13 protein-coding genes are annotated in these 12,869 nt (G+C 63.1%); 9 read left to right on the top strand and 4 right to left on the bottom strand.

Translation table 11 applies throughout. From position 1 onward, the window contains the following. Nucleotides 1-80: 80 nt before the first annotated feature. Together ABJO61_RS01185 and ABJO61_RS01180 are read right to left on the bottom strand one after the other, a co-directional pair. Complete coding sequence (locus ABJO61_RS01185; protein ID WP_348323664.1) at nucleotides 81-1,472, bottom strand: ATP-binding protein; 1,392 nt, start codon at nucleotides 1,470-1,472, stop codon at nucleotides 81-83. Further along, complete coding sequence (locus ABJO61_RS01180; RefSeq protein ID WP_348323662.1) at nucleotides 1,469-2,143, bottom strand: response regulator transcription factor; 675 nt, start codon at nucleotides 2,141-2,143, stop codon at nucleotides 1,469-1,471. Before ABJO61_RS01180 ends, ABJO61_RS01185 begins: the two co-directional genes overlap by 4 nt. Nucleotides 2,144-2,369: 226 nt before the next feature. On the opposite strand from ABJO61_RS01180, the gene ABJO61_RS01175 reads away from it, so the two are divergent. Beyond that, complete coding sequence (locus tag ABJO61_RS01175) at nucleotides 2,370-3,341, top strand: UDP-2,3-diacylglucosamine diphosphatase (RefSeq protein ID WP_348323660.1); 972 nt, start codon at nucleotides 2,370-2,372, stop codon at nucleotides 3,339-3,341. 1 nt (nucleotide 3,342) lies between these two features. Continuing rightward, on the top strand, nucleotides 3,343-4,536 hold the full coding sequence (locus ABJO61_RS01170; RefSeq protein WP_348323658.1) for a glycosyltransferase family 1 protein: 1,194 nt from the start codon (nucleotides 3,343-3,345) through the stop codon (nucleotides 4,534-4,536). On the opposite strand, the gene ABJO61_RS01165 is transcribed toward ABJO61_RS01170, so the two are convergent. Together ABJO61_RS01165 and ABJO61_RS01160 are read right to left on the bottom strand one after the other, a co-directional pair. Then, a complete protein-coding gene (locus ABJO61_RS01165) occupies nucleotides 4,533-5,081 on the bottom strand; it encodes a pyridoxamine 5'-phosphate oxidase family protein (RefSeq protein WP_348323656.1) in 549 nt (182 codons plus the stop codon). The genes ABJO61_RS01170 and ABJO61_RS01165 overlap by 4 nt on opposite strands. Before the next feature lie 16 nt (nucleotides 5,082-5,097). Beyond that, nucleotides 5,098-6,360 carry an MFS transporter gene (locus ABJO61_RS01160; RefSeq protein ID WP_348323654.1) on the bottom strand — a complete coding sequence of 421 codons (1,263 nt, stop codon included), beginning with the start codon at nucleotides 6,358-6,360 and terminating at the stop codon, nucleotides 5,098-5,100. A gap of 141 nt (nucleotides 6,361-6,501) precedes the next feature. On the opposite strand from ABJO61_RS01160, the gene ABJO61_RS01155 reads away from it, so the two are divergent. The 7 genes from ABJO61_RS01155 (at nucleotide 6,502) to hisN (ending at nucleotide 12,866) form a co-directional block, all read left to right on the top strand. After that, a complete protein-coding gene (locus ABJO61_RS01155; RefSeq protein ID WP_348323652.1) occupies nucleotides 6,502-7,083 on the top strand; it encodes a YceI family protein in 582 nt (193 codons plus the stop codon). A gap of 92 nt (nucleotides 7,084-7,175) precedes the next feature. Beyond that, nucleotides 7,176-8,027 (top strand): AraC family transcriptional regulator, encoded by an 852-nt coding sequence (locus tag ABJO61_RS01150; protein ID WP_348323650.1) that lies wholly within the window; start codon nucleotides 7,176-7,178, stop codon nucleotides 8,025-8,027. Between the two features lie 47 nt (nucleotides 8,028-8,074). After that, nucleotides 8,075-8,425, top strand: coding sequence for a VOC family protein (locus ABJO61_RS01145; protein ID WP_348323648.1), 351 nt, complete (start codon nucleotides 8,075-8,077; stop codon nucleotides 8,423-8,425). Nucleotides 8,426-8,433: 8 nt separating this feature from the next. Next, nucleotides 8,434-8,832 carry an SRPBCC family protein gene (locus ABJO61_RS01140; protein ID WP_348323647.1) on the top strand — a complete coding sequence of 133 codons (399 nt, stop codon included), beginning with the start codon at nucleotides 8,434-8,436 and terminating at the stop codon, nucleotides 8,830-8,832. Nucleotides 8,833-9,074: 242 nt separating this feature from the next. Beyond that, entirely contained in the window at nucleotides 9,075-10,934 is a 1,860-nt protein-coding gene (gene typA / locus ABJO61_RS01135) for a translational GTPase TypA (RefSeq protein WP_348323645.1), read from the top strand. A gap of 71 nt (nucleotides 10,935-11,005) precedes the next feature. Further along, the gene (locus ABJO61_RS01130) at nucleotides 11,006-12,010 is read left to right on the top strand and encodes an amidohydrolase family protein (protein ID WP_348323643.1); all 1,005 of its coding nucleotides are present in this window, start codon (nucleotides 11,006-11,008) and stop codon (nucleotides 12,008-12,010) included. Nucleotides 12,011-12,056: 46 nt separating this feature from the next. After that, complete coding sequence (gene hisN / locus ABJO61_RS01125; RefSeq protein ID WP_348323641.1) at nucleotides 12,057-12,866, top strand: histidinol-phosphatase; 810 nt, start codon at nucleotides 12,057-12,059, stop codon at nucleotides 12,864-12,866. The last annotated feature ends 3 nt before the right edge of the window (nucleotides 12,867-12,869 follow it).

The following is a 12,869-nucleotide window of genomic DNA, read 5'->3' as shown; positions in this document are numbered from 1 at the left end:
CCGGTGGCAATGCATGCGCCAGACAGGACGCTTTCGCGTCCCCGGCAAGCCGAGTTCACCGGCCCTCGCTTACAAGAACCTTACAAAGAAGAAAGTGGCGGATTTCCGGGCAATTTGAGGATGAAAACAGCCCCCCTCCCCGGCGCGCGACTGACTTCGATGCCCCCGCCGTGAACCGCGGCAACGCGCTGGGCAATCGAAAGGCCGAGACCGGCGCCCTTATAGGCACCCGGTTTCCCGCGCACGAAGCGCTGGAATATCCGGGCGGCATCGGCAGGCGGGACACCCGGCCCGTCGTCGATGACGGCGAGACTGGCATCCTTCCCCACCCTGATTTCGACGCTGCTGCCGCGCGGCGTGTGAGCAAGCGCATTCTCGACGAGATTGCGAAGGGCAAGCGCAAGGAAATCGGCATTGCCCCGCACACGAACAGGCTCTTCCTCACCCGTGAGCGCGATGGACTTGCCCTCCGCGAGCGCCGCAGGCGCCATCTGCCCGGCAACGCCAAACGCGACGGCATGAAGATCCGCCTCCTCGCCCGGACGAAGTTCCAGATTGTCCGCCTGCGCGAGGCGAAGAAGCTGTGTCACGAGACGCTCGATATCGCCAAGTTCGTCGATCAGCTGCGGCACTTCATCGAGGCTCGACAGCGTTTCGATATTGGCCTTGAGAACGGCAAGCGGCGTGCGCAACTCATGCGCCGCATTTGCCGTGAACTCGCGCTCGCGCCTGTAGCCGCTTTCAATGCGCTGGAGCGAGGTATTGACCGCGTGGACGAGCGGTGTGATCTCGGAGGGAAGATTGTCTTCCGGCAATCGGCGGTCGAGGGAGGCGGGGCCGATGCCCCGTGCCATGACGGACAGCCGTCTCATCGGCGCGAGCGACTGGCGGACCGTCCAGACAGTGATGGCGGAAATGCCAATGCCGAGAGCGAGGAGAAAAGCCCATGATTGTTCGAGAAACTCCGCGACGATGGAGTCAGCCAGCACATCGGGATGAACCGAACCTTGCGCGACCTGCATATAAAGCCGCGGGTCCGTATTCGGGAAGGGAACGGTGATGCCGTAATAAAGGCCCCGCCCCGTCACGGCCGAATGGCTGAAATAGCGATCATCCGCCGATGCCGGAATGGGCGCGAGCGGCGCTTCTATTTCATGCGGCGAGGCGAGAACGCGGCCTTCCGCATCGAGAACGAGATAGACATATTGCCGGTCGGGACGGCTATAGGCCGCTGCGAGCGATGCGGGCAGATCGACACGGGGAACCCCATCCGCATCGATCACCGTATGCGCAATTATGTCCGCCGCCTGTGCGGCGAGATCGCGGTCGCGCAGCGTGTCGCGCTGCGTCAGATATTGAATCTTCAGAATGACAAGCAGCAGCAGGAAACTTGCGGCAACAATGACAAGCACACGCCGCGTCAGTCGCGCCGTCAGCGAGGAACCGGACAAGCTGCGGAAAAAGCCCGTCATGCCGCAGGACTCAGCACATAGCCGATGCCGCGCAACGTATGTACCTGAATATCGGCGCCCGTCTCCTCCAGACGCTTGCGCAGGCGATGGACCGCAACCTCGATCGTGTTCGAGGAAACATCGTCGCCAAAGGCATAAAGACTTTCCTCGATCGCATCCTTCGGCACGACACGTCCCTGGCGGCGAAGCAGAATTTCGAGCAGGTCTGTCTCGCGGCGGGAAAAAACAGTGGCGACGCCGCCCACGGCCACCTCGCGCGCAACGGTGTCGAACTCGACATTGCCCGCCGTGAGCTTGCGGCCAAGCGCCTGCCCCGGACGGCGGAGCAGAGCGCGAATGCGCGCGACAAGCTCCTCCATCGCGAAAGGCTTGAGAAGATAATCGTCGGCACCGGCATTGAGCCCCTCGACGCGGGCTTCGAGCGCATCGCGGGCCGTGAGCACGATAACGGGAAGCTCGCTTCCCTGCCGGCGGAGCGAGGCGAGCAGGCCAAGCCCGTCGCCATCCGGCAGGCCAAGATCGAGGATGGCGAGATCGTAGCGCGCGGTGGCAAGCGCAGAGCGCCCCTCGTCGAGATCGTGACAGATATCGACAGCAAAGCCTGCCGCTTCGCAGCCCTTCGCGACCAGCGCCGCAAGGCGGCGGTTATCCTCGATAATCAGAACACGCATATTCCCGTCATCCTCAAGGCTTCAGCCTAGCACAGGAAAAGCCCCGCCTTTCCAAGGGGTTGGAAGGCCAAACGCCGCAGGCAAAAAGCCGCTCTGTCACAAAACCGTCACCGAACCGTCACGAGAGCTTGTTGCAGCGCACCCATATTCCCGTCGTGAAGAAAGACACGAAAACGATTCGCACTAACCGCGCAGCACGAGACAGGCGCGATGAAAGATCGGGCACATGACATTGTTCGATAGCACCTTGTTCGACAAGGCCAGCCGCCCGGCGAAGGAAAACGCCGCCAAGGCCGCCAGGAAAGCCCGCAAGGAAGCCGCCCGCGCCAGGGCAAGACGCAACGGGCTCGACGAAAGATTGCTCGGCCCCCGGCCCAAACACCGCAAGCAGCACAGGACGATCTTCCTCTCCGATATTCATCTGGGCACGCCCGGATGCAAGGCGGAACTGCTGCTCGATTTTCTCCGCCACAACGACGCGGATACGTTCTACCTCGTCGGCGACATCATCGACGGATGGCGGATCAAGCGGTCATGGTACTGGAATGCCGCGCATAACGCGGTGGTGCAGGAGCTGCTGCGCAAATCGCGCAAGGGCGCGCGCATCATCTATGTACCCGGCAATCACGACGAAGCGCTGCGCGACTATACCGGCCTCAATTTCGGCGGGGTCGACGTGGTCGGTGAGGCGATCCACGAAACAGCGGATGGCCGCGAGTTTCTCGTAATTCACGGCGACCAGTTCGACAGCGTGGTCAAATATGCGAAATGGCTCGCCCATCTCGGCGACCGCGCCTATGGCATGGCGCTCGCTCTCAACAACTGGCTGCACGAGATACGCCGCTTCTTCGGCCTCTCCTACTGGTCGCTCTCGGCCTATCTCAAGAACCGCGTGAAGAACGCGGTCGAATATATTTCGAGCTACGAACAGGCCGTCGCCCGCTCCGCAAGAGAACGCGGCGTCGACGGCGTGATCTGCGGCCATATCCACCATGCGGAAATCCGCGATTTCGACGGCGTACTCTACTGCAATGACGGCGACTGGGTGGAAAGCTGCACAGCGCTCTGTGAAGACGAAGCAGGCGCGCTCTCCCTCATGACCTGGCAGACCTTCTCCTGGGACACCGACCTCGCGAATGGCGAGACGGAAACGGCGGATGAAGACGACATGCCCCAACCGGTGCCAACAGCTGCCTGACATGCCCCATAATTCCGAAACGATTCCCGTCACGCCCCGCAAGAAGCGCCGCGTGGCAAGACTTCTTGGCCGCCTGCGCGGGAAACCCCTGCCGCGCGACGTCGGCCGCTCCTGCGAGCCCTTGCGCATCGTCATCGTTTCCGACGCGGCCCCGCCGCAGGTGAACGGCGTGGTACGCACACTCCAGCAACTCATTCAGAACCTGACCTCGCACGGCCATGAAGTGACCTTCATCAAGCCGGACCAGTTCACCACCGTGCCGATGCCGAGCTACCCGGAGATCCGCCTCGCACTCTTTCCGGGCCGCAAGGTCGCGCGGATGATCAAGACGGCGAACCCGAACGCAATCCACATTGCGACGGAAGGCCCGCTCGGCATGGCGGCGCGGAGCTTCTGCATTCGCAAGAAGATTCCCTTCTCGACCTCGTTCCATACGCGCTTCGCCGAATATCTGAACGCGCGCACCGGCATTCCCCTTTCATGGGGCTATGCGTTTCTCCGCCGCTTCCATGCGAAATCGACGGCCGTGATGGTGGCAACGCCTTCATTGCAGGACGAGCTTCGCCAGCGTGGCTTCGGCGAGCCGGTGATCTGGTCGCGCGGTGTCGACACCGAACTCTATCATCCGAGACCCGATCTCGCGGACGCGCATCCGCGCGGGCTGGCACGCCCCGTCTGGCTCAATGTCGGGCGTGTGGCGGTCGAGAAGAATATCGACGCCTTTCTGGAACTCGACCTGCCCGGCACCAAGATGGTTGTGGGCGACGGACCGCGTCTGGAACACCTGAAAAAGAAGTTTCCCGACACGCATTTCGCCGGGCCGCTCTTCGGCGAGGAACTGGCGGAGGCCTATGCGGCGGCGGATGTTTTCGTGTTTCCGAGCAAGACCGACACCTTCGGGCTCGTGCTGATCGAGGCGATGGCGGCGGGAACGCCCATCGCAGGCTACCCGGTGCAGGGACCGGGCGACGTCCTCGCCTTCACAGCCGATGGCACGAAGGCCGGCGCGCTGGACGACGACCTGAAGACCGCGTGCATGGCAGCGCTTGAACTCAACCGCGACGACGCGAGGGCCTATGCGATGAACTTCGCCTGGGACGCCTGCGCCAAGCAGTTCATCACCAACCTCGCGCTGGAGGAGATACCGGTGGAGGAAGAGGTTACGGCGCAGAGAGAGGCCGTGGCGACGGCCTAGTCCATGCCCGTCGAGAGCCCGTCCATGCTGACCATGTTCTTCTCGCGCCAGTAGTCGCGGATGCCATCCTCGCCCTTCGACTCCGCCCAGCGCACAAGCGAGGGGCGCTCGTCCTTGTAGTCGTAGAGCGGCACGCCGAAGCCGCATGACGTCTGCACGAGATCGATATCCTGAATGACGATCTGGCGCGCGCCAGCGGGCTCATCGCCGCCGAAGGCGCTTTCGAGATAGCGCGCATATTCATCCGAGCCGCGCGGGACACAGCGCCCGCGCCCATAGAGACGCAGGATCATGGGCGGGCCGTCAAAGGCGCAGAACATGATGGTGAGGCGGCCGTCGGCGAGCATATGCGCCGCCGTCTCGTTGCCGCTGCCTGTGCGGTTGAGGAAGACAACTTCGTTCTCCCCGGTAACGCGCAACCCGTCGAGCCCCTTGGGCGAGAGGTTGATGCGGCTGTCGGCCGTGGCGGACGCAGTGAAGAAAATGTGCTGACGCTCGATGAACGCCTTGAGTTCGGTCGTGATCGACGGGAACTGCTTTGCCATTTTCTTCTCCTTGTGTTCAGCCACGCTCCGTGATGGCGCGGGAACTGGTATCGCGGATGGTCGAATAATAGGCGAGCGCGGCAAGAAGCACGAGCGCAAGCGAGGCGAAGGTAAGACGGTATCCCGCCTCCGTGCCGATGCCGGAACGCCAGAGAAAGCCGATCAGCGCACCGGTCAGCGCCTGCAGCGCGAAGACGCCCGTCATGTTGCCGAAATTGAGAAGCGTGATGCCGCGGCCCGCGAGCCTGTCGGGAAAGACGAGCCGGCCATGCGCGAGGAGAAGCGGCGTATAGCCCGCATTGAGGCCGAGCACGATGAAGAGCGTGGCGACGAGCCAGAGCGGCGGATGATCGAGGGCCGCGAGAAGGACGAGGATCGAGGCGGAAAGGACGACGCCCGCCATGATCGGCTTCTTGATGCTGCCGGTGAGCCGCTCCGCATGGCCCCAGAGATAGAGGCCGACGACCTGCCCGCCCGTCATGCCGAAAAGGACATGGCCGCGCGCAGTGAGGTCCAGCCCATGCACATCGGAAAGATAGGGCGCGACCCAGAGCGCCTGCATGGCGGCGAAACTCGCATAGCCGCAGGAAATCATGATGAAGAGCGGCCAGACGGAACGGTCCCGCGCGACCTCGGCCGTGCCGCCGATGCTCTGGCGCAGCGTTTCGGAGGAACGCGGCGGCGGCGCCATGCCCGGCGGCGTGTCGCGCGCGATGAAACCCATAGCGATGGCAAGGACAAGCGTGATGACGCCGACGCCCATGAAGCTTTCCCGCCAGCCGAAAAGCTCGGTCGTGAAGGCGAGCGGCGCTGTCGCCATCAGCGCGCCGATGGTGCCGAGCGAAATCTGGATACCGGAAAGCGAGGCGAAACGCTCGGCCGGGAACCAGCGGCGATAGATCATCAAGGGGCCCATGAGCATGGAGGAACAGCCAAGCCCCATCAGGACACGGGCAGCGGTCAGCTCCATCTCGTTACGCGCGAAAGCAAAGGCAAAGCAGCCGAGAACCGCGATGCCGACCGAGCCGATCATGGTGACGCGCGCGCCGTAACGGTCTAGCAGGATGCCGACCGGGATCTGCGAAAAGGCAAAGGAGAGGAAGAAGGCCCCCGACAGAAGGCCAAGCCCCTCTGGCCGGAGCCCCAGATCGTCCATCAGGTTGGGCGCGATGACGCCCGTGGACGAGCGCAGGAACTGGCTCACCATGAAGACGAGGCAGAGAATGCCGACGAGAGAGACGACATAAAGACGGGAGATGGGAGGCGCGCTACCGGACATGGGCCGGGATTAAGAGGGAATCCGCCCTTTTCCGCCAGTACCAATTTCCGCAAAGGAATCCGCGACCGCCGCGAAACCTTGCCCCCCGCGCATGAGCCTCTAAGCTCGGGCATCCCGAAATGCCCACCCGGAGGAACCCAAATGAAAATGACCCGCCTTGCCGCCGCTGCCGCCGCCCTCGCCTTTCTCGCGACGCCGGTGCTGGCCGCCGACACCTACCAGATCGACACCTCGCACACTTATCTCGGCTTCGAGATCAACCATCTCGGTTTCTCGACCACCTATGGCCGTTTCTCCGATGTGAGCGGCACCATCAACCTCGACGAGGAAAACCCGGAAGCAAGCTCGGTCGACGTCAAGATCGTGCCTGCTTCCGTCTATACGGGCCACGAGGAGCGCGACGAGCACCTGCGCGGTGAGGATTTCTTCAGTGTCGAGGAATTCCCCGACATGAGCTTCAAGTCGACCTCCATCGAGCGGACGGGAGAGGAGACCGGCAAGATCACCGGCGACCTCACCATGCATGGCGTGACGAAGCCGGTGACGCTCGACACGACCTTCACCAAGAAGGGCGACTATCCGATGCAGGAAGGCATGAAGGCCGTCGGCTTCAACGCCACGACGAGCCTGAAGCGCTCCGATTTCGGCATCGACAAATATGTGCCGATGGTGGGCGATGAGGTGACGATCACCATTTCGCTGGAAGCGCAGCGTCAGGAATAACGGGAATGGCCGGAACCGCAATTTTTGCCAAGTTCCGGCCGCTTCCTTCCGGCACCGTGGCGGGCCCTTCCGAAGAGGCGTAAACTGACCCCATGGTGACAGCGACCCGATTGAGCGACGGCGCGGTCGCGGCGGTGGATTACCGCTGCGAGGCCGGAGAAGCGGAAGCGCCCTATGCCGAATGGCATGAGGTGTTCTCGATCTCCTATGTGCGCGAGGGTACATTTGGCTATCACGCACAAGGAAAAGCCGCCGAAATGGTAGCGGGCTCCGTGCTCGTCGGTCATGCGGGCGACGAATATGTCTGCACCCATGACCACCATGTCTGCGGCGACGAATGCCTCGCCTTTCAGCTCGCGCCCGAGCTTGCCGAAACGATCAGCGGGAGCGCGGCCCTGCGCCGTCTGACGCATTTGCCGCCGCTGCCGGAAATGATGGTGCTGGGCGAACTGGCGCAGGCGGCAGCCGAAGGGCGTAGCGATGTCGGCCTCGACGAGGCGGGCCTCCTTTTCGCAGGACGTTTCGTCGAAGTCGCGACGGGCACCACGGAAAGAAGCGTGACGGCAAGCGCGCCTGAGCGCAGGCGCGCGGTCCGTGCCGCGCTCTTTATGGACGAATATTCGCACCGCGATATCGGCCTCGAAGAGGCGGCGCACGAAGCGGGCCTCAGCCTCTACCATTTTCTGCGAAGCTTCACGAAGGTGCTGGGCGTGACGCCGCATCAATATCTCGTGCGCTCCCGGCTCCGCCACGCGGCGCGGCTTCTCGCGAACGAGGAACGCAGCGTGACCGGCATAGCCTATGATGTCGGCTTCGGCGACCTGTCGAACTTCGTGCGCACCTTCCGCCGGGCAGCAGGCGTCTCGCCGCGCGAATTCCGGAAGATGGCCAAAGGCGAGCGCAACTTCCTCCAAGAACGCCTGAGCCCTCCCCTGCCACGCTGACCTTCGAGAGGCGCGCGGATGTCGCGCGCCACAACGGAGGACAGACGATGTACGACCACATCGAATTGAAGGTGAAGGACCTTGGCAAGGCGACCGAGTTCTACGGCGCGGCGCTGAAACCGTTGGGCGCAAAACTCTGTTACGACGATGCGGCGATGAAGGGCTTCGGCGCAAAGACGCCCGCGCTCTATCTCGCGAAGGGCGCGGGGAAAGGCATTCACCTCGCCTTTGCGGCGCCCAGCCGGGCGGCAGTGGACGGGTTTCACGAAGAGGGGCTGAAAGCAGGCGGCAAGGACAATGGCGCACCCGGCATCCGCGCCGATTATGCGCCGACTTATTATGCGGCTTTCCTCATCGACCCGGACGGCAACAATGTCGAAGCCGTTTGCCTTAAGTGAGGAATGACATGACGTCGATCAGACTGGACATGCCGATCGCCGCTCCCGCCGAAAGCGTCTGGGACGCCGTGCGCGACGTGGGGGCGATCCACACACGCTTCGTGCCGGGCTTCGTGACGGACACGAGGCTTGAGGGAAACCTGCGGACGGTGACCTTCGAGACCGGCTTCATCGCGCAGGAACTCATCGTGGACCTCGACGGAGAGGCCATGCGCCTCGCCTATTCCGTGAGGCCGAACGAGCTGATGAGCCATCATCATGCCTCGTTTCAGGTCATCCCGGAGGGGGAGACCGCCTGCCGCCTCGTCTGGCTCGCCGACTTTCTGCCCCCCGAGGCGGAAGCATCTGTGCGCGGCATGATGGAGCAGGGCGCCGCCGTCATGAAACAGGCACTCGCAGCAAAATAAGGCTGTGCGGGGCGGGGAATTAACCCTGCCCCGGGGCTTGTTCCGCACCCGCGAAGGAAATCTTGTGGCGAAGGGCTGAAACCGCTATAAGGCGCCCAATTTCCTGCCGTCCCCGCGCCTCCTCCGATTTGCGCGGCCGGGCCGCCGGATTCCCGATTTTTTCGCGTTTTCCGGACGGAAAGCCCCCTTCGCAGACCAGGTGGCCTCCGTTCCCGAAAACGCCCATGCCCCGGCGGAACATAATGTCTATTCGGAATATCGCGATCATCGCCCATGTTGACCATGGGAAGACGACGCTGGTCGACCAGCTCCTGCGCCAGTCCGGCACCTTTCGCGACAACCAGCAGGTTGCCGAGCGCGTGATGGACTCCAACGACCTGGAGCGCGAGCGCGGCATCACCATTCTCGCCAAGCCCACCAGCGTCGACTGGATCGAAGAGGACGGCACCCACACCCGCATCAACATCATCGACACGCCCGGCCATGCCGACTTCGGCGGCGAGGTGGAGCGCATTCTCTCGATGGTGGACGGCGTGGTGCTGCTGGTGGATGCGGCTGAAGGCCCGCTGCCGCAGACGAAGTTCGTGACCTCGAAGGCACTGGCCCTCGGTCTGAAACCCATCGTGCTCATCAACAAGGTGGACCGGCCGGACGCGCGCGCCGACGAAGTGCATATCGAGGCTTTCGACCTTTTCGCAGCCCTTGGCGCGACGGACGAACAGCTCGACTTCCCGACCATTTTCGCGTCCGCGAAGCAGGGCTGGGCAACGGAAGACCTGAACGCCCCGGATGCGAAGGATAACGGCCTGAAGCCGCTCTTCGCCAAAATCCTCAGCCACTTCCCCGAACCCACTGCCCTGAACGACGGCTCGGAGACCGAACCCTTCGCGATGCTTGTCACGACCATCGAGAGCGACCCCTATCTCGGGCGCATTCTCACCGGCCGCATCGAAAAAGGCACGGCGAAGCCGAACATGAACGTGCAGGTGCTGCGTCAGCCGAAAGACGGCGATGTGGCCACCATCGAAAAAGGCCGCCTCAGCAAGGTGCTTGCGTTCCGCGGCATCCAGCGCGTTCCGGTGGAGGAAGCCATGGCGGGCGACATCGTCGCGATCGCCGGCCTTCAGGAAGGCACCGTCGCCGACACGATTTGCGACCCGTCCGTGACGGAAGCGATTGCCGCCCTCCCGATCGATCCGCCGACGCTCTCGATCACCGTTTCAATCAATGACAGCCCGCTGGCCGGCCGCGAAGGCACGAAGGTGCAATCGCGCGTCATCCGCGAAAGGCTGTTGAAGGAAGCGGAATCGAACGTCGCCATCAAGGTGTCGGACAGCGAAAGCCGCGACGCCTTTGAAGTGGCGGGCCGCGGCGAATTGCAGCTCGGCGTTCTGATCGAGAACATGCGCCGCGAAGGCTTCGAGCTTTCGATCTCGCGTCCCCGTGTGCTTTACCGCGAGGACGAGAACGGCAAGCGCCTCGAACCCATCGAGGAAGCGACGGTAGACGTCGACGATGAATATACCGGCGTCGTTATCGAGAAGATTTCGAACCGCAAAGGCGAAATGGTCGACATGCGGCCGACCGGTGCGGGCAAGACGCGCATTATCTTCCACTGCCCCTCGCGCGGCCTGATCGGCTATCACGGCGAATTCCTGACCGACACGCGCGGCACCGGCGTGATGAACCGCATCTTTCTGGCCTATGAGCCCTATCGCGGCGAAATCGAAGGCCGCCGCAACGGCGTGCTGATTTCGACGGGCGATGGCGACTCCGTTCCCTACGCACTCTGGTATCTCGAGGAACGCGGCACTCTCTTCATCGGCTCCGGCGTGAAGGTCTATCGCGGCATGATCATCGGCGAGAATGCACGGCCCGACGACATGGACGTGAACCCGCTGAAGGCAAAGCAGCTCACCAATATCCGTACGACGTCGAAGGACGAAGCCGTGCGCCTGACGCCGCCGCGCCCGCTGACGCTCGAACAGGCGATTGCCTATATCGAGCAGGACGAACTGGTGGAAGTGACGCCGAAGTCGATTCGCCTGCGCAAGCGCTGGCTCGACCCGAACGACCGCAAGAAATACGCGAAGGCGGGCTAAGCCCTCTTCCATTGCCTCTCGTCCCGGCCAATGCCACTCTTCCCGCAAAATAAACGAGGGAGGAGAGATACATGGCCGGGAACCCGGATTGGCTGGCAAAGGTGAAGGAAGAGGCGCTTGAGCCGGAGCTTCCGATCATCGATCCGCATCATCATCTCTGGGACCATCCCGGATCGCGCTACGAACTCGACGAGATCCTGGCGGACCTGGCGCAAGGCCATAACATCCGCCAGACCGTCTTCGTCGAATGCAAGGCGATGTATCGCGACGGCGGACCCGAGGCGCTGAAGCCTCTCGGCGAAACCGAATATGTAAACGGCATCGCCGCGAAATCGGCGAGCGGCGGTTTCGGCGACACACGCGTTGCCGCAGGCATTGTCGGCTTTGCGGATCTGCGTCTCGGTAATGCCGTGGACGAAGTGCTGAACGCACATATCGCGCGCGCGCCGGACCGGTTTCGCGGCATCCGCCACGCCGCCGCCTTCGACCCGAACCCCGACATCCGCGCCTCGCATACCGCGCCGCCCAAGGGTTTGCTCGGCCTGCCCTCCTTCCGCGAGGGCTTCGCGCGCCTCGAAAGCTACGGGCTTTCCTTCGACGCCTGGCTCTATCATCATCAGATCCCGGAACTGACGGAACTTGCACGCGACCATCCCGGCACACGGATCGTCTTCGATCATTTCGGCGGACCGCTGGGCATCGGCCCATATAGCGGCAAGCGCGGCGAAATCTTCGAACAGTGGAAGAAGGATGTGAGCGAACTCGCCGCCTGCCCGAACGTCGTCGCCAAGCTCGGCGGCATCAACATGGCGGTGAACGGTTTCGGCTGGCACAAGCGCAACCTGCCGCCGACATCGGATGAACTCGTGGAGGCAACGCGCAACTGGTATCTCCATTCGATCGACGTCTTCGGGCCGGAGCGGTGCATGTTTGAAAGCAACTTCCCCGTCGACAAGCTCTCCTGCTCCTATGGCGTCTTGTGGAACGCTTTCAAAAAGATCGCCAGGGGCTTCAGCGAGAGCGAAAAACAGAACCTCTTTCACGACACGGCGAAGCGGGTTTACCGGCTGGACTAGCGCGGTCACGGGCTCCAATATGCCGGCTGTTCACAAAGAGGCCTTCATGCTCGACCCCCAGGAAATTGACGAACTGGCAAGCTTCGCGCTCGATCTTGCCGACGCCGCAGCGGCGGTGACGCTGCCGCACTTCCGCTCCGGGCTTGCGGTCGACAACAAGCGCGGCAATTTCGCCTTCGATCCTGTGACGGCGGCCGACCGCGACGGCGAGGCGGCGATCCGCAAGCTGATCGGCGAACGCTACCCGGACCACGGCATCTTCGGCGAGGAGCACGGCAAGGAAACGGGCACGAGCCCGCTCACCTGGGTGCTCGATCCCATCGACGGCACAAGGAGCTTCATCTCGGGCGTGCCGCTCTGGGGAACGCTGATCGCGCTGAACGACGGCGAGCGGCCCGTGATCGGCCTGATGGACCAGCCCTATATCGGCGAACGCTTTGTCGGACGACCCGGCGGCAGCGAGCTGATCTGCCCGATGGGCACGAAGCCCCTCAAGACCAGCGCCTGCACGAAGCTCGAAGAAGCGCTGCTCGGCAATACCGACCCGGCCATGTTCGACGTTGAGGACGAGAAAGCAGCCTTCCGTGAGATTTCATCCAGGGTGCGGCTGCGGCGCTTTGGCGGCGACTGCTATTTCTATTGCCTGCTGGCGGCGGGCACGCTCGACCTCGTCATCGAAAGCGGGCTCCAGCCCTATGACATTCAGGCGCTGATCCCCGTGATCGAGAATGCAGGCGGCGTGGTGACGAACTGGGCTGGCGGCGACGCCCAGAATGGCGGGCAGGTGGTGGCGGCCGCGAATGGTGAGCTGCACGAACAGGCGCTGAAGATTCTCGAAGGCGCGGCGAAGGGCTGACGC

It is taken from the genome of Parvibaculum sp., assembly GCF_039973015.1.
In the GTDB taxonomy this organism is placed as follows: Bacteria; Pseudomonadota; Alphaproteobacteria; order Parvibaculales; family Parvibaculaceae; genus Parvibaculum.
Note: the sequence above shows the minus strand (reverse complement) of the source record. Positions and strands in the feature narration are given on the sequence as shown.

Bases quoted from the DNA above. Each gene is read 5' to 3' on its own strand.
- ABJO61_RS01185 (WP_348323664.1), bottom strand. From the start codon at position 1,472: ATGACGGGCTTTTTCCGCAGCTTGTCCGGTTCCTCGCTGACGGCGCGA.
- ABJO61_RS01180 (WP_348323662.1), bottom strand. From the start codon at position 2,143: ATGCGTGTTCTGATTATCGAGGATAACCGCCGCCTTGCGGCGCTGGTC.
- ABJO61_RS01175 (WP_348323660.1), top strand. From the start codon at position 2,370: ATGACATTGTTCGATAGCACCTTGTTCGACAAGGCCAGCCGCCCGGCG.
- ABJO61_RS01170 (WP_348323658.1), top strand. From the start codon at position 3,343: ATGCCCCATAATTCCGAAACGATTCCCGTCACGCCCCGCAAGAAGCGC.
- ABJO61_RS01165 (WP_348323656.1), bottom strand. From the start codon at position 5,081: ATGGCAAAGCAGTTCCCGTCGATCACGACCGAACTCAAGGCGTTCATC.
- ABJO61_RS01160 (WP_348323654.1), bottom strand. From the start codon at position 6,360: ATGTCCGGTAGCGCGCCTCCCATCTCCCGTCTTTATGTCGTCTCTCTC.
- ABJO61_RS01155 (WP_348323652.1), top strand. From the start codon at position 6,502: ATGAAAATGACCCGCCTTGCCGCCGCTGCCGCCGCCCTCGCCTTTCTC.
- ABJO61_RS01150 (WP_348323650.1), top strand. From the start codon at position 7,176: ATGGTGACAGCGACCCGATTGAGCGACGGCGCGGTCGCGGCGGTGGAT.
- ABJO61_RS01145 (WP_348323648.1), top strand. From the start codon at position 8,075: ATGTACGACCACATCGAATTGAAGGTGAAGGACCTTGGCAAGGCGACC.
- ABJO61_RS01140 (WP_348323647.1), top strand. From the start codon at position 8,434: ATGACGTCGATCAGACTGGACATGCCGATCGCCGCTCCCGCCGAAAGC.
- typA (WP_348323645.1), top strand. From the start codon at position 9,075: ATGTCTATTCGGAATATCGCGATCATCGCCCATGTTGACCATGGGAAG.
- ABJO61_RS01130 (WP_348323643.1), top strand. From the start codon at position 11,006: ATGGCCGGGAACCCGGATTGGCTGGCAAAGGTGAAGGAAGAGGCGCTT.
- hisN (WP_348323641.1), top strand. From the start codon at position 12,057: ATGCTCGACCCCCAGGAAATTGACGAACTGGCAAGCTTCGCGCTCGAT.